16 protein-coding genes are annotated in these 26,202 nt (G+C 35.4%); 12 read left to right on the top strand and 4 right to left on the bottom strand.

Going from position 1 to position 26,202, the window contains the following annotated elements; translation table 11 throughout:
* Positions 1-13: 13 nt before the first annotated feature.
* On the bottom strand, positions 14-3,079 hold the full coding sequence (locus P177_RS17755) for a SusC/RagA family TonB-linked outer membrane protein (RefSeq protein WP_036156936.1): 3,066 nt from the start codon (positions 3,077-3,079) through the stop codon (positions 14-16).
* Between the two features lie 321 nt (positions 3,080-3,400).
* Between P177_RS17755 and P177_RS17750 the strand changes: the two genes are divergently transcribed.
* The 7 genes from P177_RS17750 to P177_RS17720 are packed head-to-tail and all read left to right on the top strand — an operon-like array spanning position 3,401 to position 11,857.
* A complete protein-coding gene (locus tag P177_RS17750; protein ID WP_036156934.1) occupies positions 3,401-4,423 on the top strand; it encodes a LacI family DNA-binding transcriptional regulator in 1,023 nt (340 codons plus the stop codon).
* Between the two features lie 12 nt (positions 4,424-4,435).
* Entirely contained in the window at positions 4,436-5,104 is a 669-nt protein-coding gene (gene pgmB / locus P177_RS17745) for a beta-phosphoglucomutase (protein ID WP_036156932.1), read from the top strand.
* Positions 5,105-5,159: 55 nt separating this feature from the next.
* Positions 5,160-7,463: a glycoside hydrolase family 65 protein gene (locus P177_RS17740; protein ID WP_036156930.1), complete on the top strand. Its 2,304-nt coding sequence runs from the start codon at positions 5,160-5,162 to the stop codon at positions 7,461-7,463.
* Between the two features lie 46 nt (positions 7,464-7,509).
* Entirely contained in the window at positions 7,510-9,285 is a 1,776-nt protein-coding gene (locus tag P177_RS17735) for an alpha-amylase family glycosyl hydrolase (RefSeq protein WP_036156928.1), read from the top strand.
* Between the two features lie 57 nt (positions 9,286-9,342).
* Positions 9,343-10,035, top strand: coding sequence for a glycerophosphodiester phosphodiesterase (locus tag P177_RS17730; RefSeq protein ID WP_084684728.1), 693 nt, complete (start codon positions 9,343-9,345; stop codon positions 10,033-10,035).
* A complete protein-coding gene (locus P177_RS17725; RefSeq protein WP_036156923.1) occupies positions 10,035-11,318 on the top strand; it encodes a BaiN/RdsA family NAD(P)/FAD-dependent oxidoreductase in 1,284 nt (427 codons plus the stop codon). The genes P177_RS17730 and P177_RS17725 overlap by 1 nt, the downstream gene beginning before the upstream one ends.
* Entirely contained in the window at positions 11,318-11,857 is a 540-nt protein-coding gene (locus tag P177_RS17720) for a DUF1697 domain-containing protein (protein ID WP_036156921.1), read from the top strand. Before P177_RS17725 ends, P177_RS17720 begins: the two co-directional genes overlap by 1 nt.
* On the opposite strand, the gene P177_RS17715 is transcribed toward P177_RS17720, so the two are convergent.
* On the bottom strand, positions 11,854-12,327 hold the full coding sequence (locus P177_RS17715) for a TspO/MBR family protein (RefSeq protein ID WP_036156919.1): 474 nt from the start codon (positions 12,325-12,327) through the stop codon (positions 11,854-11,856). The two genes, P177_RS17720 and P177_RS17715, sit on opposite strands and share 4 nt — an antisense overlap.
* 81 nt (positions 12,328-12,408) lie before the next feature.
* Here P177_RS17715 and P177_RS17710 point away from each other — a divergent pair, with 81 nt between their 5' ends.
* The 5 genes from P177_RS17710 (at position 12,409) to P177_RS17690 (ending at position 17,511) form a co-directional block, all read left to right on the top strand.
* Positions 12,409-13,491 (top strand): diphosphomevalonate/mevalonate 3,5-bisphosphate decarboxylase family protein, encoded by a 1,083-nt coding sequence (locus tag P177_RS17710; protein WP_036156917.1) that lies wholly within the window; start codon positions 12,409-12,411, stop codon positions 13,489-13,491.
* A gap of 147 nt (positions 13,492-13,638) precedes the next feature.
* A complete protein-coding gene (locus P177_RS17705; protein ID WP_036156915.1) occupies positions 13,639-14,577 on the top strand; it encodes a mevalonate kinase family protein in 939 nt (312 codons plus the stop codon).
* Positions 14,578-14,590: 13 nt separating this feature from the next.
* Positions 14,591-15,496, top strand: a complete 906-nt coding sequence (locus P177_RS17700) for a geranylgeranylglycerol-phosphate geranylgeranyltransferase (RefSeq protein ID WP_036156913.1) — start codon at positions 14,591-14,593, stop codon at positions 15,494-15,496.
* Positions 15,497-15,571: 75 nt separating this feature from the next.
* Positions 15,572-16,414 (top strand): pseudouridine synthase, encoded by an 843-nt coding sequence (locus P177_RS17695; protein ID WP_036156911.1) that lies wholly within the window; start codon positions 15,572-15,574, stop codon positions 16,412-16,414.
* Between the two features lie 35 nt (positions 16,415-16,449).
* On the top strand, positions 16,450-17,511 hold the full coding sequence (locus tag P177_RS17690) for a zinc-binding metallopeptidase family protein (protein ID WP_036156909.1): 1,062 nt from the start codon (positions 16,450-16,452) through the stop codon (positions 17,509-17,511).
* Here P177_RS17690 and P177_RS17685 read toward each other — a convergent pair.
* Both P177_RS17685 and P177_RS19550 read right to left on the bottom strand, forming a co-directional pair.
* Positions 17,508-18,434 (bottom strand): PorP/SprF family type IX secretion system membrane protein, encoded by a 927-nt coding sequence (locus P177_RS17685; RefSeq protein WP_036156908.1) that lies wholly within the window; start codon positions 18,432-18,434, stop codon positions 17,508-17,510. The two genes, P177_RS17690 and P177_RS17685, sit on opposite strands and share 4 nt — an antisense overlap.
* Positions 18,435-18,438: 4 nt before the next feature.
* Entirely contained in the window at positions 18,439-26,100 is a 7,662-nt protein-coding gene (locus tag P177_RS19550) for a BspA family leucine-rich repeat surface protein (protein ID WP_051941907.1), read from the bottom strand.
* Positions 26,101-26,202: the final 102 nt, after the last annotated feature.

Raw genomic sequence — 26,202 nt, 5'->3', positions numbered from 1 at the left:
TATTTTTTTATTTTTAAAATGTAACGTTAAATCCAACACTAAAAGTAACTGGTCTTGGATATGACAAGTAGTCTATTGAAGCAGAAGGGAACCCATTAGATGGAATATCAGAAGTACTAACTTCAGGGTCTAATCCACTATATCCTGTCAATAAAAATAGATTTTGACCAACAGCACTTAAGCGCATGGTTTTAAAAGTACCTTCACCGCTAAGTGGTACATTGTACCCAATTGATGCTGTTTGAAGTCTTACGAAATCTCCTTTTTCTAAAAAGAATGTACTTGGGTTCGTTGCAGATAAGTTAATATTATCGTCCAAAACACTTCGTAAATTGTTTCTACTTCCAATTTGTGGTGCAGCAAATAACGCATTTGCCGTATTGTTATAAACATAAAATCCAAATTGTCCAGAAAAGAATAAAGAAGCATCCCAGTTTTTGTAACTCATACTTGTAGATAAACCGGAAACGATTTTTGGTAATGCCGACTTGTCAAGAATAGTTGGGTCAGTATCTACTTGAAAATTTTCATCAACTAAACGTAATTCATAAGTATATAGAGGTTTGCCGTCAGTTAATACTTGAGATGTTGTACCTGTTAAACCTTGTCCGTATAAATTACCAGCTTGAATATTTGGACCATCATAGTCGGTCAATTCATTTTGGTTGTAAGAAATATTGAAGTTAGCATTCCAAACAAAGTCATCTGTTGCAACTAAGTCGTAGTCAAGACCTAATTCTACACCTTGATTGATAATAGTTCCGTCAATATTCTGGAACACAAAAGGGGAAGTGGCCGGTTGTACCGCAGGTAAATTTAAAAGAATATCATTTGTTTCTTTTCTGTAAAGATCTATAGTAGCAGTAAAACGATCGTTGTTGAAACCGAAATCAAAACCTAGACCATATTGTGTTGTAGATTCCCATTTAAGATCTGGGTTTGCAAATGCTACTTCACTTGTTGCAGGTGCAGATAATTGAGAATTACTTCCTATACCTAAACCATCCCACCTTGTTCTATTTAAGTAAGCACCATAGCCAAGACCGTCTTGGTTACCAGTAATACCCCAACTTGCTCTTAATTTAAGAGTTGAAAAAGTCTCATCATTTATAAAATCTTCTTGGTTAAGCTTCCAGGCGAAAGCAGCAGAAGGGAAAATTCCATATTTATTGTTATCACCAAATTTAGACGAACCATCTGCTCTTACCGTACCGGTAAATAAATATTTGTCATGAAGAGTATAATTTAATCTACCAAAGAAAGATTGTAATTCATCTGTAAAATCAAAAGTATCTACAGAAAATGCAGTGATTGGAATACTAGGTAAGCTACTACTAGTGGTTGAGTTGATATTTGGCGTTAAACCTAGAATTCGAAATTGATCGCCATTGCCAGGTAGATCATTGAAAGTACCTATACCGTAACCTTGATAATTACTTGCAAGGTTGCGAGTGTCTTCATAAGCTTGTTCTGTAACCGAAATTATTTGGTTCATGTCAGTAGTACTATACCCTTGACCCAATAAATTTTGACCACTTCTATTAAAATCTTGGAATGAATAACCTACAAGAGCATCTAACTTAGAGTTTTCAAATTCTTTATTATAGTTGATGGTAAGCTCCATTAATTTGCTTTCAGTGTCTAAGTTACTTACAACAGCACGTCCATTTCCAATTACACCGTTTGTGAAACCAAGTATATTTGGGCTTACTACTTGTCCTCTTGTAGATTCAGACGTATCAAGTCCAAAATTGATTTTAGCAGAAAGTTCATCGGTAAATGAATAGTTTAAGGATACGTTTCCAAGAAATCTATCAGTAGCTGAATTATCGTCATAATATGTTAATAGATTTGCAGGGTTTCTATCAGGGTCAGCTCCAATGTTTGGATTAGCATTTAACGTTGGATTAGAATAATAAGTTGCTGCTAACAAATCACCAGTACTTCCTGAAGTTCTACTAATGAAAGGCGCTCTATCATTGATTCTAGATACCGTTCCTTGTGCATTCAAAGTAAGTTTGTTATCAAAAAAACGTTGAGTTAAGTTTATTCTACCTGAAATACGTTCAAAATCAGTATTTTCAATAATACCAAATTGCTTTGAGTAACCAAAAGTAGCTCTAACATTTCCTGATCCGTAATTTTGTGAGTAAGAAAGGTTATTGTCGGTAGAAGCAGTAGTTCTAAAAAGATATTCTTGCCAGTCTGTAGAGCCACCAAGATCAGCACCACCTCTTTCTACAAATTCTTCAGAAGATAAAAGATCATATTTGTTTGCTACCGTTGCGATATTCAAATTACTAGAGAAGCCCCATTGACCTGAAGTGCCTCCGCCTTTTCCAGATTTAGTTGTAATTACAACAACACCGTTAGCACCTCTTGAACCATAGATAGCCGTTGCAGAAGCATCTTTAAGAACACTCATGCTTTCAATATCGTTAGGGTTTAGAAAGTTTAATGGGTTTTTGGCCCCGCTACTACCAGCACCTAAATCTCCACCAGATGCAGAAACACTTTCGTTAGAAACAGGGACGCCGTCGATAACGAACAACGGACTATTGTTTCCACGAACAGAACCAGCACCTCTAATTCTCAAAGTTATACCTGCACCAGGCTCACCACTAGCTTGTGAAATTTGTACACCGGCAGTCTTACCTTGTATTAATTGTTCTGGAGATGCAATTATACCTCCATTAAAATCTTCTGATGTCACGGAAGATACAGAACCTGTTGCATCTTTAACAGTTGTAGTACCGTAACCAATAATTACAACTTCTTCCAATGCTTGTGCATCTTCTTGAAGGGTAATATTAATTGTAGTTTTACCGTTTACTGCTACTTCTTGAGTTTTGTAGCCGATATAACTAACAATAAGTACAGCACCTTCTTCAGCGGTCAAAGTGTAATTACCGTCGAAATCTGTTTGCGTACCATTCGTTGTTCCTTTTTCAAGAACACTAGCTCCTGGTAAAGGTCCACTTGCATCTGAAACCGTTCCAGATACTTCTTGTGCCTGTATAGATCCTAAGCACAAAAATGCACTTAGAATAAACAGACTTTTTAGGAATGTAATCTTCATAAATTGTTAATTTAAGTTGAGTTAATTTAATTTCAATTGTTAAAAATATGTAAAAAGGTGTGTCAACAATGCTATCGGCAAAGTTAAAAAGTTACGAAAACGGTTTCGTGTTAATAACTTTTATTTTTTGCGAGTATAATGAATGATATAGGGCTATTTTATGATATTCTTAATTGAATAAGGGCTTAAATATGAATATGTGATATTAGTACAAATATATAAAAAATACTTTTTTCTATATATTTACGATTTACCATCCATATTCGAACTTTAACTTTTAGAATAATTTAAGTTCTTATCTTAATTCCTAAAATTCCTTTTTTGAAACCTAAAATCACATTAAAAGATATTGCTAGAGAACTTGATGTTTCTATTTCTACGGTGTCAAAAGCCCTAAAAAATAGTAAGGAAATTAGCAAAGACACAAAAGATAGAATTAAGGCATTTGCCAAATTCTATAATTACCGTCCTAATAATATAGCACTAAGTCTTAAGAACAGGAGAACAAAAAATATTGGCGTGGTAATTCCAGATATTGTGCACCATTTTTTTACCACTGTCTTTAGAGGTATTGAAAAGTATGCCAATAGTATGGGCTATAATGTTATTATTTGTATTTCTGATGAATCATTTGATAAAGAAGTGATTAATATGGAAATGTTGGCAAATGGAAGTATAGATGGTTTCATACTTTCGTTAAGTGCCGAAACGCAGCGAAAGAATGACTATACTCATTTAAAGGAGTTGTTGGATCAGGGTATACCCATTGTTCTATTTGATCGTGTTACTGATGAAATTGCTTGTGATAAGGTAGTGTTGAATGATAAAGAAGTATCAACTGAAGCGGTGGAACATTTCATAAGTGCAGGGGCAAAGAAAATTGCTTTGATAACTACAGAGAATTTTTTTAATGTAAGCGAAAGTAGAAGAGATGGATATCTACAAGCTTTAAATGATAATAATATTGCAGTTGACGAGAATTTAATATTGACTTTGCCCCATGGTTTAGACAATACAAATCTCATAACAGAGTTTTTTCAAAATAATGAAATTGATGCGGTACTTTGCGTTAACGAGATTTTTGCCGTTCAATGTATGAGTATAATTCAGCACTTAGAGTATAATGTTCCAGATGATATTTCAATAATTGGATTTACAGATGGGATTCTATCAAAATACTCATCGCCAAAACTAACTACAGTAGCTCAACATGGTGAAATAATGGGTGCAAAGGCTGCCAAGTTTTTAATAGACAGAATGGAATCTTTAGAAATGGAAGAAGCTCCTTTTAAAACAGAGGTTATTAATGCCACATTGGTTAAACGTGGTTCTACAATTAATTAATAGAAGAATAGAATGAAAAAAGTAGGTTTTATATTTGATTTGGATGGTGTCATTGTTGATACCGCAAAATATCATTATTTGGCTTGGCGCAAACTGGCTAACGAATTAGGATTCGAGTTTACAAAAGAACAAAATGAACTTTTTAAAGGAGTAAGTAGAAAAAGGTGCTTGGAAATTCTTTTAGACATTGGCAACGTTAAAGCGACACAAGAACAATTTAATACTTGGATGGTAGAGAAAAACGTAGATTACCTTGCCTACATTGAAAAGATGAACGCTAGTGAAATTCTACCTGATGTTCCACGCGTACTAGAGTACTTGAAGGAAAAAAATATTCCTATTGCATTAGGGTCTGCAAGTAAAAACGCAAAACCAATTTTAGAAAAAGTTGATTTATTACCATATTTTGATAGTATTGTTGATGGTAATAATGTTACTAAAGCAAAACCGGATCCAGAAGTATTTTTAATTGCAGCTAAGAATTTAGGGGTTGAGGCAAGTTCATGTGTTGTTTTTGAAGATGCGGTGGCAGGTATTCAAGCAGCCAATGCCGCAGGTATGGTAAGCATAGGAATAGGTGATGCTGAAATACTTAAGGAGGCTGATTATAATTTTAAGGATTTTACGGAAATAGACGACAGTTTTCTAGAATTGTTACTTAATAAAAATCATAATAAATAAATAAGGATAGTTATTCATCCTTATTCTGTTTTAATTTCAACTCAATATTGAATTAATGAATCAAGATTATATAAAACCAGATAATTGGAGCATTATCGAAGATGGATTTGACAAGGAAAATGTGAAATCCTCTGAAAGTATATTTAGCATCGGTAATGGTGCTATGGGGCAACGTGCAAATTTTGAGGAAACCTATACAGGTGATACTTTTCAAGGTAGCTATATTGCAGGAGTTTATTATCCTGATAAAACTCGTGTGGGTTGGTGGAAAAATGGATATCCAGAATATTTTGCAAAGGTATTGAACGCTCCAAATTGGATAGGCATCAAAATCTATTTAAACGATGCCGAATTGGATTTGGCAACTTGTAAAAAAGTATCTAATTTCAGAAGAGAGTTGAATATGAAAGAGGGTGTATATACCCGTAGTTTTCAAGCGGTATCTGCAAATAATGTGGAAATCGATGTGTTGGTAAAGCGATTTTTGAGTCTGGATGTTGATGAAGTAGGTGCTATTTCATATGAAGTAAAGGTTTTAAATACTGATGCTAAAGTCGTATTTGAGCCATATTTAGATAGTGGTATTACTAATGAAGATAGTAACTGGGATGATAAATTCTGGAACACTATTAAGGTAAGTTCTGCAGGTAATCGTGCTTTTATTGAAGCACATACCATGAAAACAGAATTTAAGACCTGTACGTTTATGCAGGCTTCTTTGGAGTATAATGGTACTGAAGTAACAGGTGTTCCATCAGAAAAAACAGATAATTTTGTGTCTTTGAAATTTGAGCAAGACGTAAAAGCCAATACATCCGTTACCTTAACAAAATTTGGCGGTTACGTGGTTTCAAGAAATCACCCAAATGAAGAATTAATACAAGTTGCCAATAATAGTTTAAGTGAAGTAACTGAAATTGGTTTTAGTGGCTTAATGCAAAAACAGATAGAAGCTTGGGCCGCTATTTGGGATATGAGTGATATTGTAATTGAAGGCGATATAAAGGCACAACAGGGCATTCGCTTTAATATTTTTCAGTTGAACCAGACGTATTTAGGGACAGATTCTAGATTAAACATTGGTCCCAAAGGGTTTACCGGTGAAAAATATGGTGGTAGTACCTATTGGGATACTGAAGCATATTGTATTCCGTTTTATATGGCCACTAAAGATGATAAGGTAGCTAGAAAGTTATTGAAGTATCGTTACAATCACTTAGAAAAAGCTATTGAGAATGCTAAGAAGTTAGGCTTTTCTAATGGTGCTGCATTATACCCAATGGTAACCATGAATGGCGAAGAATGTCATAATGAGTGGGAGATTACCTTTGAAGAAATTCATAGAAACGGAGCAATTGCTTTTGCAATTCATAATTACTTTAGATATACCGGGGATTATAGCTACATACCAGAAATGGGGCTAGAAGTGTTAATCGCTATTTCTAGATTCTGGCACCAACGCGTAAACTTATCCAAGGATAAGAATAAATATGTGATGTTAGGTGTTACAGGACCTAATGAATATGAGAATAATGTAAATAATAACTGGTATACCAATTATTTAGCAAAATGGTGTATCAATTATACGCTTACGCAATTAGATAAAGTTAAAAGTGGCTATCCAGATGATTATCATAGAATAATTGGTAAAACTCAACTTACGGATAGGGAATGCGAAAAATGGAAGAAAGTAGCTAGTAAAATGTACTTTCCGTATTCAAAGGAGCATGGCGTATTCTTACAACAAGACGGTTTCTTGGACAAGGATTTGGTTCGGGTAGATGAATTACCAAAGTCAGATAGACCTATTAATCAAAAATGGAGTTGGGATAGAATTTTAAGATCACCATATATAAAGCAAGCAGATGTGCTGCAGGGATTTTACTTTTTTGAGGAAGATTTCTCTACGGAAGATCTAGAAAAACATTTCGATTTTTATGAGCCGTTTACAGTGCATGAATCTTCATTGTCTCCCTGCGTACATAGTATACAAGCTGCCAAATTGGGGAGAATGGAACAAGCTTATAATTTCTATTTAAGAACATCTAGGTTAGATTTAGATGATTATAATAAAGAGGTAGAAGAAGGTTTGCATATTACGTCCATGGCCGGTACTTGGATGAGTATAGTTGAAGGCTTTGGCGGCATGCGAGTGGTCAATGATAAATTATCGTTTAAGCCACAAATACCTAGTCAATGGAGTGCATATTCGTTTAAAGTCAATTTTAGAAATAGAGTTATTAAAGTCAATGTTACTGCTAAAGAGACTACTTTTCAATTGATGGGAACTGAAGAAGTGACCATTCGTGTAAATGGAAAAAAAGTAGCATTATCACCAGATGAATTGACTACCGTTTAATTTGTCTTTAGTTTAGTGCTTTAAAGTTTAAAAATGGAATTGCCACATGGATAGTAAGATTGTAATTTATCATGTATTTACCAGACTATTTGGGAATACAAATACGAATAATAAGCCTTGGGGTACTATTGAGGAAAATGGGGTAGGGAAATTTGCAGACTTTAATAAAAAGGCGCTTGCGAAAATTAAAAACTTAGGTGTTACCCACATTTGGTATACGGGTATTCCGCATCATGCAGTAATCAATGACTATACCGAAATCGGAATTTCAAATGATGATCCAGACGTGGTTAAAGGTAGGGCGGGATCGCCTTATGCGGTTAAAGATTATTACAATGTTAACCCAGATTTGGCAAAAGACCCTTCAAAAAGGTTAAAGGAGTTCAAATCGCTTATTGATCGTACACATAAAGCGGGTATGAAGGTAATCATAGATATTGTACCTAATCATGTAGCTAGAAAGTATGAAGGAAAGACAAACCCCAAAGGTGTTTCTGATTTCGGATTTGGCGATGATACATCCGTAGAATATCAAAAGGATAATAACTTTTATTACATCCCCGGAACGGAATTTAAAACTCCTGAATGGCGAGATGGTTATGTTCCGTTAGGAGGTGATGTTCCAGAATTTTCCTTTTCTAAATTAAAGGAGGTACCTGCTAAATGGACGGGTAATGGTTCACGAAGTCCACAACCAGATATGAATGATTGGTATGAGACCGTTAGAATAAATTACGGAGTAAGACCAGATGGTAGGTTGGATTTTGATATGTTGCCCAATGATTACGGGGAAAAAGATTATAAGGAACATTTTAATTATTGGGTAAAAAGAGTGGTGCCCAGCTCTTGGCGTAAGTTTAGGGATGTTGCATTGTATTGGTTGGCAATGGGTGTTGATGGTTTTAGATATGACATGGCAGAAATGGTTCCGGTAGAGTTTTGGAGCTATATGAATTCATCTATTAAAATGAATAATCCTAATGCTTTTATAATGGCAGAGGTATATAATCCAGATTTATATAGAACCTATATCCATAAAGGTAAAATGGATTATTTGTATGATAAGGTAGATTTTTATGATGGACTAAAACATATAATGAAAGGTTATGGTTGGTCTGATCACCTACCAGTTGTACAAAACGGGTTAAAAGATATTGAGCATAACATGCTTCACTTTTTAGAGAATCATGATGAGCAGCGTATTGCAAGTCCGGAATTTGTTGGCAATGCTGAAATTGGTAGACCTGCCATGGTCGTTTCTGCAACGATCAGTACGTCACCAACAATGATATATTTTGGGCAAGAAGTTGGTGAGCCAGCTGCAGAACATGCAGGATTTGGGAGTCCGTCAAGAACATCCATATTTGATTATATTGGTGTTCCTCATCATCAAAGGTGGGTAAATGATAAAAAATTTGATGGTGGTCAATCTACACCTGAAGAAGCTTCATTGAGAGATTTCTATAAAAGACTGTTGAATTTTACCATTGGTAGTGAAGCTTTAATGGGCGATTACAGAGAGATTCATTTTTACAATAAGGAAATTACTGAAAATTATAATCATAGGGTATTGTCTTATGTGCGTTGGTCTGAGAATCAAAAACTGATTATTGTTTCAAACTTCGATGTTAATGATCATTTTTCATTTGATTTAAAAATACCGGTAGATTTGGTGAAATTATGGAAATTGAAAGAGGGTAGTTATTCGTTGAATGATGCATTATACGGGCATGATAATACTTTGCGAATAGAAAACGGAGAAGGGCATATTTCAATTAACTTAAATCCTTTGGAATCCTTTATTTTTGAATTAAATCTATAGAACATGTTTAAAAGAATTACCCTTGCCCTAATTTGTCTCACTTTAGTATCTTGTCAAATGAAAAAAGAACCCTTAGTAATTGGTCATAGAGGAGCCATGGGGCACGAAACTGAAAACACTTTGCCATCTATTCAAAAAGCAATGGATTTAGGTGTAGATATGATAGAGATCGATGTCTTTAAAATTAAAAGTGGGGAGATTGTTGTTTTTCATGATGATAAGCTTGATCGATTAACAAATGCACCAGGTAGTATTGAAGATTATTATATTGTTGATCTAATGCAGGTAGTCGTTGAAGGTGGTCATAAAATACCGATGCTTCAAGATGTCTTAAAGCTAATAGATAATAAGGTAGCTTTGAATATAGAGCTTAAAGGTGCAGGTACTGCAGATAAGGTTAACTATATCATGAATTACTATATCGAACAAAGAAATTGGTCTGCAGAGAATTTTATCATATCAAGTTTTAATTGGGATGAACTAAAAGAAATGCGTAAGTATAACCCAGACGTTGCTATTGCAGTATTGACAGAAGAAGATCCTGTTGATGCCATACCTGTCGCTAAAGAATTGAATGCTGTAGCAATTAATCCGTATTTTAAAAATCTAGATTTAGAAAAGGCCAACGAAATTAGAGATGCCGGATTTAAAATATATACCTGGACAGTAAACGAGCCTGCAGATATTGAAGCTATGAAACGTATTTCTGTAGATGGTATTATTACAAACTTTCCTGAACGTGTAAAATAATGTACGATGTTCTGGTGATTGGCGGTGGCGCAGCAGGTTTCTATGCTGCAATACATATTGCCGAGAAAAGGCCAAATACAAAAATTGCAATTTTAGAGCGTGGTAAAGAGGTGCTTACCAAGGTTAAAATTTCTGGTGGTGGTCGCTGTAATGTTACCCATGCAGAATTTAACCCTGCAGATTTAAGCAAAAACTATCCTAGAGGTGAGAAAGAACTTTTAGGTCCATTTCATACCTATGCAAGTGGCGATACGGTAGGTTTTTTTGAAGAACGTGGTGTTGCATTAAAAATTGAAGACGATGGTAGAATGTTTCCTGTCAGTAATTCATCTCAGACAATCATAGACTGTTTTATTTCAGAGGCGGATAGATTAGGGATTCAGGTGAAAACCCTTTGCTCCGTGACAGGAATAGAGCAAATAGATGAAGAAGTTGGCAAAAAATGGAAGGTGGCCATTGGCGATGGTTTTATGTACTGCAAAAAGCTTATTCTGGCTACGGGAAGCAATCCTAAAATGTGGAAATATATTGAAGGGTTAGGACATAAAATTGTTCCGCCGGTCCCATCACTATTCACTTTCAATGTAAAAGATAAACGAATTTCAGCTATACCAGGTGTAGCTACACATGCTGAGGTAAAGGTAATACCGAAAAAGAATTTTGGTAAAAAGTCGGTAAAAGCAAAAATAGATGTATCGAGTTTATTTTCTGAAGGACCTTTGTTGGTCACGCACTGGGGAATGAGCGGACCAGCAATTTTAAAGCTTTCAGCATGGGGAGCAAGAATTTTAGAGCAGTATAATTATCAATTCAAAATTCAAGTGAACTGGGTGCCGGATTATCATCAAAATGGATTATTGGAACTGTTTCTTAAGGTGAAACAATTGGAAAAGAAAACGGTTTTAAGAACCAAGGTGTTGGATATTCCCAAACGTTTATGGGCAAACTTGGTAAAAGCAGCCAGTATAGATGATACAACAACATGGCCAGAAGTATCAAAACAACAATTAACTTCATTATCAGAACAACTTACTGCAGGTATTTTTCAGGTAAATGGAAAAAGTACTTTTAAAGAAGAGTTTGTTACGGCCGGTGGTGTGGACTTAAAAGAAATCAATTTTAAAACTTACGAAAGTAAAATTCTACCAAGTCTATATTTTGCAGGAGAAATTATAAATATAGATGCCATTACTGGCGGATTTAACTTTCAAAATGCTTGGACGGGTGGTTTTATTGCTGCCAATGGAGTAGTGGAAGGTTTAAATTCAAATAGTCAAAAATAGTGGTAACATACATTGCATTCTTAAGAGGTATAAATGTAGCTGGAAAGAATAAAATTCCTATGGCTGAACTTCGAGAATTATGCGAAAGTATAGAGCTAAAAGATGTCCAGACATATATTCAAAGTGGTAATATCATTTTTAAAAGCGTAGTTGATTCTACATCAGAATTAGAAGGGTTGCTTGCAGAAGCTATTTTGAATAGATTTGGTATTGAGGTGCCTGTACTAATAAGAACCACTGATCAGGTGTCTGCTATGGTAAATGATAATCCGTTCGCATCTGATGATGATAGCATCAAAAAGCAGCTATATTTTGTTCTTGTAGGTAGTTCTCCAAGCATTGAAACATTGATTAAGTTTAAAACGGAAGCTTTTGTAAATGAAGAGTTTTCAATTGCTGACGGTTGTATATATTTAAAGTGCAATGCCGGATATGGCAAAGCAAAATTGAACAATAACTTAATTGAGAGAAAGTTGAATGTAATGGCAACAACCAGAAATTATAGAACAATGAATAAATTGTTAGAAATGGCTAGTTAATTTAGTTGCCAAATTTTGAAGTTCAAAGCTGTAGCAAAACAGACCCATAATATATATGGAATTAACAAGTATGCACCAATTTTACTTACCACTCTAAACCATTTAAAGGTTAGTAAAAGCACTATCAAAAGAGCAATTATAATAAGTAATGCATAGAAAGGTTGTTTAAGTCCAAAAAAGACAATGCTCCATAATCCATTTAAAAGTAGTTGAAAACCAAAATGGTACAATCCTGTTTTTACCCACTTATGATGAAATCCTTTTGCCCAGACCCAACCTACAGAAACGCCCATCATTACATAAAGAACGCTCCAAACAGGTGCAAAAACCCAATTTGGCGGATTAAAACTTGGCTTGTTCAATGTCATATACCAATCGTTTACAGAGCTTTGTGTAACTACACTGCTTAGAAACCCTATGGTAGAGCATACGATAATACCAATAAAGACGTACGTTAATTTTCTTTTCAATTGGTTGGTGTTTAGCTCTAAAATAAGGATTTATTTTAATTGATTGCCCTAAAAACTATATTTGCACAAATTGAAAATTCAATGTCAGAAAAAGATTTTATTCCAGTACCGTATACAACATTGAAAGAAGAAGGCATTGTTTCGTATGCTTCGCCCAGTAATATTGCCTTGGTGAAGTATTGGGGAAAGAGAGAGAATCAGATACCTGCAAATCCATCTATCAGTTTTACTTTAGCGGCATGTGTCACTAAAACGAGCGTTGAGTATAAAAAGAAGCATGAAAAAAGCGAAGAGTTTTCGTTCGATCTTTTTTTTGAGGGAGAGGCAAAAGAAGAGTTTAAACCAAAAATAAATACATTTCTAAAGAGAATAGAGGTCTATCTGCCATTTTTAAAAGACTATCACTTCGTAATCAAAACATCAAATTCTTTTCCGCATAGTAGTGGTATTGCATCATCAGCTAGTGGTATGTCTGCTTTGGCTTTATGTTTTATGGAGATGGAAAGAACGTTTCTAAAGACGCTTTCAGAAGAACATTTTAACCGAAAGGTTTCATTTTTAGCAAGATTAGGTTCTGGTAGTGCATGTCGCAGCATAGAAGGACCTTTGGTACAATGGGGAGAAACATCTTCAATTGAAGGAAGCTCGAACTTATTCGGTATAAAATATCCGTACGCAGTACATGAGGTATTTAGTAATTTTCATGATACTATTTTATTGGTAGATAAAGGTGAAAAGCAGGTGAGTAGTACCGTGGGGCATGAATTAATGCACGGGCACCCGTTCGCTACGCAGCGTTTTGACCAAGCACATAATAATTTAGAGAAGTTAAAGTCCATTTTATCAGAAGGAGACTTAGATTCATTTATAAATATTGTGGAAAGTGAAGCACTTACATTACACGCCATGATGATGACAAGCAATCCTTATTTTATATTGATGAAACCAAATACACTTTCTATAATCAATGAGATTTGGAAATTTAGGGAGACATCTAAAACTCATGTTTGCTTTACTTTAGATGCAGGAGCCAATGTTCATGTCTTATATCCTGAAAATGAAAAAGATATCGTTTTTCCTTTTATAAAAGAAAAGTTGGTGCCTTATTGTCAAAATGGGCAGTATATTTGCGATCGAATTGGTCTGGGTGCTAAGAAGTTGTAGGTAATTAAAGTACTATTTCTTTGGAAGAAACGTTTATAAAAGAATGATTTATCTAATTTGTTTAACTCTTTAGGGTAAAACGTTCAACTTTTTATGAATCTTTGACTATATTTATATAAGTTTCAATGTCAGCTTAGTTTTAAAAAAATGAAAGGACCGCTTTTTTATTCAAAAATTCTTCTTTTTGGAGAGTATGGTATCATTAAAGATTCCAAAGGATTATCAATACCCTATAATTTTTATAAGGGAGCTTTGAAATCTGATGCCAACATGTCAAAAGAGGCAAACAAATCTAATGAAAGCTTAGCATCTTTTGCTGTGTACTTAAAGGAGCTTACAGAAAAAGAGCCAGATTTGGTTTCTTTTGATTTGGACCTTTTAAAAGCAGACGTTGCAGAAGGTATGTATTTTGACAGTTCTATACCGCAAGGCTATGGAGTGGGTAGTAGTGGTGCTTTGGTGGCAGCAATATATGATAAATACGCACAAGATAAAATAACGGTTCTTGAGAATTTAACTAGAGAAAAATTATTGAAACTTAAAACGATATTCGGTAAAATGGAATCGTTTTTTCATGGTAAATCATCTGGGCTAGATCCTTTAAATAGCTATTTAAGCCTTCCGATACTTATAAATTCTAAAGACAATATCGAGTCTACAAGTATTCCTTCGCAAAATGCAGAAGGTAAAGGAGCGGTATTTTTATTAGATAGCGGAATTATTGGTGAAACTGCACCAATGGTTCAGATTTTCATGGAACAAATGAAAAATGACGGTTTTAGAAGTATGTTAAAGAATCAGTTCATTAAACATACAGATGCCTGTGTAGAAGATTTCGTGAATGGCAATATTCAATCGTTATTCGGTAATTTAAAGCAACTTTCCCATGTTGTTTTAGATAACTTTAAACCTATGATTCCTGCAAAGTTCCATGCTTTGTGGAAAAACGGAATTGATACCAATGATTACTACTTAAAGCTTTGTGGCTCAGGTGGTGGTGGTTATATATTAGGTTTTACAGAAGATTTTGAAAAAGCTAAAACTGCGTTAAAAGACTATAAACTAGAAGTAGTCTATAATTTTTAGGTAATTTTCATAAATGCTTAATAGAAGAAATAAACTCTTACTTTTAAAAGTACTGAGTCTGTTTTCAGTGGTTAGAGGGTATAACATTTTAGTTATAGCTCTAGCTCAATATTTAGCGTCTATTTATATACTTGCGCCAGAACTTCCTGTACGTAGGGTGGTATTCGATATTAATCTCTTCGTAATTGTATTGGCATCTGCTTTGGTCATTGCCGGTGGTTATATCATAAACAATTTCTACGACGCAGAGAAAGACCTAATTAACAAACCAAGAAAAAGCATGTTAGATCGTTTGGTAAGCCAGCGGTTTAAGTTGACCACCTATTTTGTATTAAATTTTTTGGCAGTAGTAGTCGCTAGCTATGTTTCGTTCAAAGCGGTATTCTTTTTTTCATCTTACATATTTGGTATTTGGATCTATTCCCATAAGCTCAAGCGAATTCCGTTTTTAGGTAATTTTATTTCGGCTACATTGGCAATTACGCCCTTTTTTGTAGTGTTCGTTTATTATAAGAATATTCAGCCGGTCATCTTTGTACATGCAGTATTCCTCTTTTTATTGATACTTGCTCGTGAAATGGTGAAAGACTTAGAAAATATATCAGGAGATTTAGCTCAGAATTATAGAACCATTCCTATTATTTACGGTGCTAGAACTTCAAAATTGTTGATTTCTTTTTTAATTTTTTTGACCTTGGTACCATCTTTACTACTGATTTTTCAGTTTGATGTAGGGTATATGAACTTTTACTTCATATTATGCGTGCTCTTAATGATTTTGTTCATCGTGTTACTTTTTAAAGCAAAAGCCCGTAAAGACTATGTTTGGCTGCACAACATTCTAAAACTTATCATAGTTATGGGTGTCTTTAGTATTCTACTTATAGATGTACAGTTGGTTTTAAATAGAATACTATAGTTGTTCGTAATATGTTTCATATAACTATTTGAACCGCAACGCAATTTGCTACCTTTGTGCAAAATTAGTACAGTTATGAGTAGGGATGATTCTAGTAGGGGAAAAAATGCTTCAGGTAGGCAAGGTGGTAATTTCAAGAAGAAGAGCTATGCTCGTGGTAATGCGCCCATCAAGAAAAATGTAACACCGGCTAAGCCCCAAGATCCAAATTCTATTAGATTAAATAAATATGTTGCTAACTCTGGAGTATGCTCTAGAAGAGATGCTGATATATACATTGCTGCAGGTAATGTAACTGTAAATGGGAAACCTATTACAGAAATGGGCTATAAGGTAAAGTTAACCGATGAGGTAAAATTCGATGGTCAATTGTTAAATCCTATCAAGAGAGAGTATGTTCTTCTCAACAAGCCTAAAGATTTTGTGACTACCATAAGAGATGAACGTGGTAAGAGACATGTATCTGGGTTAATATCTAGTGCGTCTAAGTCAAAATTATTACCAGTTGATAAATTGGAAAAAGAACATACAGGTTTACTTTTGTTTACCAATGATGGTAGCATGACCAAGGTACTGAAGAGTCCAATAAACGGAATGCGTAAAATCTATCATTTGGTTTTAGATCAAGAGTTGAGGAGTGCTGATTTAAAGAAGATACAAGAAGGCGTAGTCGTTGATGAAAAGGCGGTTCGTGTACAAGATGTAAGTTTTATAGCCGATGCTCCTAAAAGAGAAGTTGGTATTGAAATTTATAGTTCTAGGAACAAAATCGTAGAACGCATTTTTGAAACTTTAGGATATAAAATCCAAAGAATGGATAGGGTGGTTTATGGTGGTCTTACCAAAAAAGATTTACCAAGAGGACACTGGAGGTATTTGACCGATCAAGAGGTTATAAATCTTAAGATGATCAAGTAATACAATGTCCTTGTCTATTTAAAAGACTATAGGATATGAAATTATTTCAGTGCACGAACTGTAAGAATACAGTTGTTTTCGAAAATAATACATGCGTAAATTGTGGCTATCTGCTAGGCTATTCTTCTTATTATAATAAGATAGTGGCTTTAGATGCGAATGTGTCTAAATGGCAAATTCCTGAATTGGATGGCAAAATCTATCAGTACTGTGAAAATTACAAGTACAACGTTTGTAATTGGTTAGTAGATGCTTCAAGAGGTCGCAAATTCTGTCTTGCCTGTACCCTTAACAGAACAATTCCGCATCTTTTAGATGAAGATAACCTTGAAAAGTGGAAACATATAGAGGTTGCAAAACATAGATTGGTATACCAACTCTTACGTTTTAGATTGCCAGTGGTCAGCAAAACGGTAGATGATGAGAAGGGTTTTTGTTTCGATTTTTTAGCTAAAGATGATTTGCCAGAAGGTTCCAAAGATTTAAAAACGGGGCATGCAGATGGTGTAATTACCCTAATGATAGATGAAGCGGATCCTGTTGTTCGCGAGCAAGTAAAGCAGCAAATGGCAGAGCGTTATAGAACTTTGCTTGGTCACTTTAGGCATGAAGTGGGGCATTATTTTTGGGATTTGCTCATTCGTGATAATCCGGATGTTTTAGCGGAATTTAGAAGCATTTTTGGTGATGAATCAGAGTCGTATGCTGATGCGCTGACCAATCATTATAAAAATGGTCCAAAATTGAATTGGCAACAAAGTTTTATTAGTAAGTATGCTTCTTCTCACCCATGGGAAGATTGGGCAGAAACTTGGTCTCATTATCTACACTTAACGGATGTATTGGAAACGGCCTATAATTTCGGACTTAAATCAAATCCGAAAATTACGGCTAAGAAAAACTTAAAAATGAGTGCTAGTTTTGACCCTTATAAAGAAATCAAGTTTGAGAAAGTAATGAATACCGGTATTCCTTTATTGTTCACTTTAAATAGTATGAACCGCTCTATGGGAGAAGATGACCCTTATCCGTTTATAATTTCTAAACCAGTAGAAAGGAAATTAGAATTCATTCACGATTTGTTGAGAAAGGTCTAGTCTCTACTAAAGCCTTCTCCAAAACGATAGGTAGCAATAATACCATGGGTGTTTCCTAAAGGAGAATCATTTGTTGCTACGTTATAACTGTAAATAGCTCTAATGTTTTTGAAAAGATAAACTCCCGCCAACAGATTTATAGAGGAATTGGTTCTGTAACCGGTTCCTAGTTCAAATCGGTTTCTAAAACTTACTGCTATATTTACATCTGCTTGAAAAGGAGCGCCATTTTCATACTTTAATAATAGGTTGGGCTTAATCATTAATTCTTCAAATTTGTTAGAGTAAAACCGATAGCCCAAATACCCGTAATAAGGCACGTTAATTTCCACATTATCATCAGATACCAGCATATCTTCAATTACATTTGGTGTGGAGAAGCCAACATATACATCTGCTAAGTTTAATAAGAAACCAAGTCCTACAGTAGGTATGGTAGCATTAATGTTCATTGCGAAATTAGGATCGTCCATTATGCCTAGTTCCAGTAAATTTTCTTGATATTGTTGCACACCTGGAGATATAGAAAAGGATAATGAATTAGGGGTATATATTTGCCAATATGGTCTATTCTTTTTGGTGTCGAAAAATATTTTGTAAGAATACGTAGCAAATGCACTCGTTGAAGTGGTGACTCCAACTTCATCACGAATTAATCCAGCTCCCAAACCAACTTTTCCTCGGTTTAAGGGAGTATGAAAACTAAGGGCAAAGCTTTTAGGACTACCTTCAAATTGATTGAAAGTTCCAGTATTACTAATACCTATTTCTGCACTAGGTGCCAAACCGGCAAAAGCAGAATTTACTAGGTACGGATTGTAATTGTACTCTGAGAATGTTGGCGTTTGTTGAGCCATTATATTATTGATCAATGCTCCTAAAACGAATGCTATTAAAGTGATATTTTTATATAAATTCTGCATGTAATTATCGCTTTAATACAAGGAAACCTTGTGTTTTTCTTAATATAGTTTCACCATCTATTTGAATGTTGAAGAAATAGGTGCCTGCAGGTAATTGGTCTGCGCCTAATTTCATACTCATATTCGCAGTACCTGAAAATACGTTAGCGGCATTGTCATAGTTTTCAATTTGAAAAACCATATCTCCCCAACGGTTATAAATACTCACTACATTTTCAGGGTAGTAATCTATGTTTTCAATATGCCAGTATTCATTTATACCGTCACCATCAGGTGAGAATCCGTATTTTGTTTCATCTTCTGGAATCATTGTAGTAAATGATTGAGTTTCACAACCAGCGGATTCTCCTGCGCTGTTATATGAGGTGATATTTACAAAAATTTCAGTGTCAAATGGAAACTCATCATGATGAGTATATGTTGTTAAATTACCCATATCCACATTGTCAATGATGTCGTTAGAATTCGCTGAGGTTCCAATGGAAATACGATAGCCGTTGGTTTTTTCGACTTCATTCCATGAAATTGTCCTCTCTAATGAAACATTTGTTTCTCCGTTTGTCGGACTAATAAGAACCGCACAATCGGGTGCGATTACTTCAGTTGTGAAACTTTCAGTAGTACAACTTTCAGCGTCTCCAGAACTATTGTAAGGCGTAATGGTGATGAAAATTTGTGTTTCAGATGGTAAATCTTCATTCAGTATATAACTGGTCAAAGAGGCTACATCTTCATTGTCTACGATATCGTTTCCGTTGGCGGTTGTACCTATTGAGATTCTGTAACCATCTGCATCGTTTGAAGGGTTCCATTCAATATCTGCGGTTACGGCAACATTATTTACATTTTGTAACGAAGCTATCAAATTGGTGCAAGTTGGTAATGGTCTTATGGTAAAGCTCTCAGAAACACAACCAATGGCATCGCCAACATCATTAAAAGGAACTATCGTCACTGTAACTGTTTCACCTTCGTTAAATTCATTAGGGAAAGTATATGTAGTATCGGTAACTTCTAAATCGGATACATTGTTTGCCGTACTGTTATTTGCGAAAACAGTTAATCTGTATCCGTCTGCATCCGGTACGGTATTCCATGAAATTTCATTTACTTCTGCCAAAACTGCACCGTTTAGAGGAGAGGTTAAGAAGGTACAATTTGGAATAGACTTAATGCTGAAACTTTCCATAGTGCAACCAATGGCTTCCCCAGCATTGTTGTAAGGTATTATAGTAACCGATACGGTTTCGCCTTGATCAAAATCATTGGTAAACATATGGCTGTTACCAGTAGTTATATTCAGTTGGTCAACATTATTTGCTGAGCTTGAACTACCTGTGACCGTAAGAAGATAGCCATCTGCTTCAGGCACTGTTGTCCATTCTATATCAGTGTTTACAGGTACATCTATAGCACCATTTGCAGGTGAAATTAAACCTGTGCAAGTAGGCACTGCCTGAATGGAAAAACTTTCTGTAGTACAACCAATTGCATTACCAGACTCGTTGTAAGGAATAATGGTAACTGAAACGGTTTCACCTTGCGTAAAGTCATCAGTGAAATCTAAAGAAGTAGCTGTGGTTTTAAAATCCGTTACATTGTTAGCGGTACTTGTATTAGCGGAAATGGTAACGAAATACCCAATGGCATCATATACTCCATCCCAAGATATTGAAATACTGGCATCGACCGCGTCATTACCATTTACAGGTGTGTTTAAGCTAGTACATGTAGGTACGGGCTTAATGGCAAATGATTCTGATGTACAGCCTGTAGCGGCACCAGATACATTAAATGGTGTTATGGTAACTGTTACCATTTCACCTTGTATAAAGTCATTCGTGAAATCATAGGAAGTTGCAATAACGTCTACTTCAGTTAAGTTATTGGCAGTACTTTCACTTGCTGTTACGGTTATCGTGTAACCCGTTGCTCCGGCAACAGCATTCCAGCTAATATCAGTATCTATATCTGCATTTGCAGTATTGTTTACGGGTGTAATAAGCGTAGTACAAGTGGGTACTGGTGGAGGCACGATTGTAAAAGTTTCAGATGTACAACCACTGGCCTCTCCGTTGTTGTTATATGGTTTAATAGTTACCGTAACCGTTTCTCCTTCTATAAAATCATTTGAAAAGTTAAAGGTATTGCCACTTGTCACTTCAAAATCGGTCATGTTATTCGCCGTACTGTTGCTGCCAATAACGGTAATTCGGTAACCGTCGGTATTAGCTACTGTGTTCCATTCAATATTGGTGTCTACAGGAACATTTGTAGCACCATCTGCAGGAGTTGCTAGTGTGGTACAAAAAGGAGCACCATCTGTAGTAAAACTTTCTTCGGTACAACCAATAGCATCGCCATTATCGTTATATGGTGTTACTGTCACATAAATAGGTGTGCTTTCTGGTAAATTGGCGGCAAGGTCGTATGTGGTTACATTTAGCACATCATCTGTAAAAATATCTGAACCTCCACTTGTTGTTCCTACGGTCAATTTATAACCGGTTGCAGATGATAATTCTGTCCAAGTTAAATTTGTGCTAGGGTCAACCGCAGTTGCGCCATTAATAGGAGCTGTTAGCGTAGTACATGACGGTGGACTTGTAGAATCACCCGTTGTAAAGGTTTCTTCTATACAACCAGTAGCATCCCCTTCAGCATTATAAGGAATAATGGTTACATAATGCATTCTAGCTTCTTGTAAATCTACAGGAATATCATAGGTGTTGGCGCCAACAACATCTGCATTGTTTACTATTTCTATACCGCCAGAGGTAGTGCCTACAATTACTAAATAACCTGTTGCGTTAGCTATTGGTGTCCAGCTTAAATGAGTGTTAATAGCAATTTCGGTTGCACCGTTAACAGGGCTGTTTAAGTTTGTACAAGTTGGTGGAACAGGAATTATCTCGGTATGGAAATTTTCTTCGGTACATGAAGTAGCATCTCCTTCATCATTATAAGCAATTATAGTGACGAAAATATCACTGTCTTCAGGTAAGTTAGAAGTAAATTCATAGGTATTTATATTACCAACATCTTCAGGACCTAATATGTCGTTAGCTCCAGATGAAGTACCAACAGTAAGTTTGTAGCCATCGGCATTTGAAATCGGGTTCCAGCTTAAATCTGTAGTTACGGCTACATCTGTTGCGGCATGTAACGGCTCGGTTAAACTAGTACATTCAGGTATGGTAGCAGGACTACTGGAAATAGTAAAGCTTTCTTCGGTACAAGGCCCCACAGCATCTCCTTCTGTATTAAAAGGAATCAAGGTTACGTAGATAGTATCTCCAGTATTAAAATCTGATGCAAATTCGTATGAAGTTTCATTGGTAATGGTAATATTATCTACAATATCATTTCCGCCTGCAGTGGTGCCCACCGTTAAGCGGTATCCTTCTGCATATAAGGCATGCTCCCATGTAATGTTGGTGTTTACCGGTACTTCTGTATCGCCATTGAGCGGAGATGTTAGTAGCGTACAATCTGGTATTGGGCAATCGCGAACATCTTGGTCAAACGTCCATCCAAAATTATCGATCATAGACTGTCTTTCTTCTTGAGCATCACAATAAGGTAAATCTTCTGCACCAAGTGTAATACCAGGAGTTAAGTTTTGCTCAGACCAAGCAATTAAAGTAGTATCATAATTTTCTCTTATGAGTGCCGTATTGTCAAGCATGTCGCGCATATCAGTAACACCACTAACATCCCAATCCGCTAAACTTTGGTTTAAAGCAATGGCATCATCGAACATAGAACGCATAGTTACATTACCAGGATTCCATAAATCCAAAGGTTGGTTGTATGCCGATGCATTTCTAAACATATAGTCCATATTGCTTACACCCGCTATACGCCAGTTATTTAGGTCTTGGTTAAAGGCGGTTGCCCCACTGAACATTTCTTCCAAAGTGGTTACGCCTCTAACGTTCCAATCACTAATGTTCTCATTAAAAGTACTTGCATCTTTAAACATGTCTTCCATAGTGGTTACAGAAGCTACGTTCCAAGAGTTCATGGTTTGGTTATAACTGGTAGCATCATTAAACATAGCTCGCATAATAGTTACAAAAGAAACATTCCATGGGTCTATGTTTTGATTAAATGCTGTTGCTCCACTAAACATTTCTTGCATAGTTAAAGCTTCGCCTGTATTCCAATTAGATATTGTTTCATTAAAAGCCAAGGCATTTTTAAACATGGCTTCAAAATTGGTTACTACCGCAGTGTTCCAATTATTTAAATTTTGATTAAAAACTTCGGCATCTTCAAACATAGATTCCATTAGTGTTACTGAACTAACGTTCCATGTATTTATAGGTTGGTTAAACAATGTAGCATCTTCAAACATAGAAGTCATATTTGCTACGGCACTCACATCCCAATTATCAAGGGATTGGTTAAATGTTGATGCCCCACGAAACATACTTGACATGTTTACAACAGAATTTACATCCCAACTATTTAAGGGCTGGTTAAATGCAGCTGCATAGTTGAACATCGTTGACATGTTTAAAACATTGGTTACGTTCCAACTGTCAATATCTTGGTTAAAAAGCGTAGAGCCGCTAAACATACTTCTCATATTGGTTACGCTACTTACGTTCCAATTACTCAATGGTTGATTAAACAATGGTGTGGAACTGAACATAGATTCCATGTTGGTTACATTGTCAACGTCCCATGAATTTAAAGGGCTGTCATATGCTCTTGCTGCATTGAACATTCCTCTCATACTGTTAACATTACTTACATCCCAATTATCTATGTTTTGATTAAAAAGTTCGGCTGAATTGAACATCTCCTCCATACTGGTAACATTTGTAACAATCCAATTGTTAAGTGGCTGATTAAATAATTCTGCCCTTTGGAACATAGACTTCATGGTTGTTACATTAGAAACATTCCATGAATTAAGGGGTTGGTCAAAGGCATCAGTATTAGCAAACATGTATTGCATTGAAGTAACATTTTCAACATCCCAAGTATCAATATTTTGATTAAATGCTTGAGCGGCGTTAAACATATTATCCATTGTGGTTACATTGCTTACATCCCAATTATTTAATGGCTGATTGAAAATGTATGCCTGATAGAACATATTGCTCATATTCGTAACATTACTAACATCCCAGTTATTAATGTCATTGTTAAAGAGCCATGCCCTTCTGAACATACGAGACATGTTTGTTACTTGAGTTAAATTAGGGATATCTGTAGTATTGTAAACCATGTTCTCACAGAAATAGAAAGCCTGGTTCATACTTTGCCAGACTTGGTCACCCCATTGGTCCATTGAAATAAGTTTTTTATTATCTCTATTGCTTGATTCTTGACGGAACGAAGGGAAATCTCCAATAATTGCAATGGTATAAATTCCTGGAGTTAAGTAAGTATGTGTTATATCATTTGTAACATTATTATCATACTGTCCATCTCCCCAATCAATATTGAAATCATAGGTTAAATAATCAGGAGAACCATCATTTAATTCAATTCTATATTGATTAGCTGCGGTAGAATTGGTATCTAAATTTCTAGTGTCAATAGTGATTTTAAAAACATCGGTTCTGTTTACCCAGCTTTCTACTACAGTATAACTAATTTCTTGACAACCTGTCGCTGGTCCTTCATCATTGTAGGGAACAACTGTTACATAAACAGTATCTCCAGGGTCAAATTCACTAGAGAAACTAATTCCAACAGTATTGCCAACATCAAGATTGTTTGCAGGTGAGCCATTGATATTAACATAATTTCTTGCTCCACCTCTTTCAATTTCTAAGTAAATACGATATCCCGTAGCATTAGGTGCAGGATCCCAACGGATATCACTATTTGCTGGTGTAGCAGTATCGCTAGCATGTGGCATGGTAATATCGGTACACAATACATAAGAACAATTTACGGCATCTCCAGTAATAGTCCACCCATCATCATCTATTAAACTTTGTCTTTGGCTTAAGGCATCACAATATTGTAGGTTTGTTGCCCCTAAATTTATTCCTGAGTTTACAGTTTGTGCAGACCAAGCTATTAAAGTATTGTCATAATTTTCCTGTGAAAAACCACTATTTGACAACATGTTTGTCATGTTGGTTACAGAAGAAATATCCCAAACACCTAAGTTTTGGTTGAAAGTGCTGGCAGAAGTAAACATACCAGACATATTGGTGATACTTGATGTATTCCATCCCGATATATCTTGATTAAAAGAACTTGCACGGTTAAACATATTTTGGAAACTAGTAACATTGCTGAGGTTCCATAAATTTAATGGTTGATTGAAACTTGAAGCCCTTTCAAACATTGATGAAACATTTTCTACATTACTTATATTCCAATTGTTTAGAGGTTGATTAAATACCTGTGCCTGTTGGAACGTTGTAGACATATTTGTAACACTACTAACGTTCCACCCACTTATGTCCTGATTAAAAACATCTGTTAGCGAAAACATACCTTGCATATTGGTGACATTGCTCACATCCCATCCGCTAATATCTTGGTTAAAACCAGAGTTGTCTCTAAACATGTAACTCATGTTCGTTACGTTACTAACATTCCAATTGTCTAATGGGTGGTTGTAAACTTGATCCCAATACCAACCATCAAACATACTAGACATATTCGTGGAATTTGTTACAACCCAAGTATTTAAAGGTTGGTTAAATGTTCTATTTCTTTGAAACATTGCGGAAAAATCTACAACAGAAGATACGTCCCAACTAGCTAAGGGTTGGTTATATTTAGCGTGTCTAAACATGCCAGACATGCTAGTAACATTACTAACATTCCAATTATCAATAGGCTGATTAAAATCTGAGCCATCAAACATAAATGTCATATCTGTAACACTGCTAACATCCCAGTTATTTAAAGGTCTATTAAAGGCATTAGTATAGGCAAATGTTTGTGACATGTCAGTAACATTACTAACATTCCAATTGTTTATATTTTGATTAAAATGTCCAGCAGCAATAAACATTCCTTTCATAGTAGTAACTGATGAAGTGTTCCAATTATCCAAGGGTTGATTAAAAGCTGTGCTTTTAAATGTCTCGGACATATCGGTAACGGAGTTTGTTGTCCATGTATCAACAGGTCTATCAAAAATGGTACAACCAGAAAAGATTCCTGAAATATCCGTTATTGTAGAAACGTCCCAATTGTTCACAATTCCGGTGAATGAAGTGCCTTCTCTAAACATATTTTTTAAAGAAGTAACTAGACTTAAATTTGGGGCGTCAATCAAATCAAAATTTAAGTTCTCGCAACCATAAAAAGCATTTTCCATGGTTTGCCATTGGATGTTTCCCCAACTAAGTATTTCAATAATTTTAAGTTTATCATTGGCTACTTCATCATTAAAATAAATTGAAGGAAATGTGCCGCTTATTTGAACGGTGTAAGTGCCAGGTGTGGCATAGTCATGGGTAATGTTTCCCGTTACGCCAGTATCCGTTGCTCCATCTCCCCAATCTACATCATAATTATAGGTAGTGTATGCAGGGTTTGTGGGTATGGTAATTTCGTTATTGGGAGAGGATCCAGATTCTATATTATTGGTATTCCAAGTAGAGGTGAAAGATTGAGCAAATAAATTAACGCTTAAAAATAAAAGAAAAAGGGTAATACTCTTTTTAAATAATGGCATGCTGTTGGTTTGATCAAGTGTGTATATCAAAGATGCCTATGAATGTTAAATGTTAAAATTAATTGTTGTGAACAGCTCTTAAACAGTTGTGTAGGATATTTA

Source organism: Maribacter forsetii DSM 18668, from assembly GCF_000744105.1.
GTDB classification, from domain to species: Bacteria; Bacteroidota; Bacteroidia; order Flavobacteriales; family Flavobacteriaceae; genus Maribacter; species Maribacter forsetii.
The sequence above is the reverse complement of the archived record's forward strand: the minus strand, read 5'-3'. Positions and strand labels throughout refer to the sequence as shown.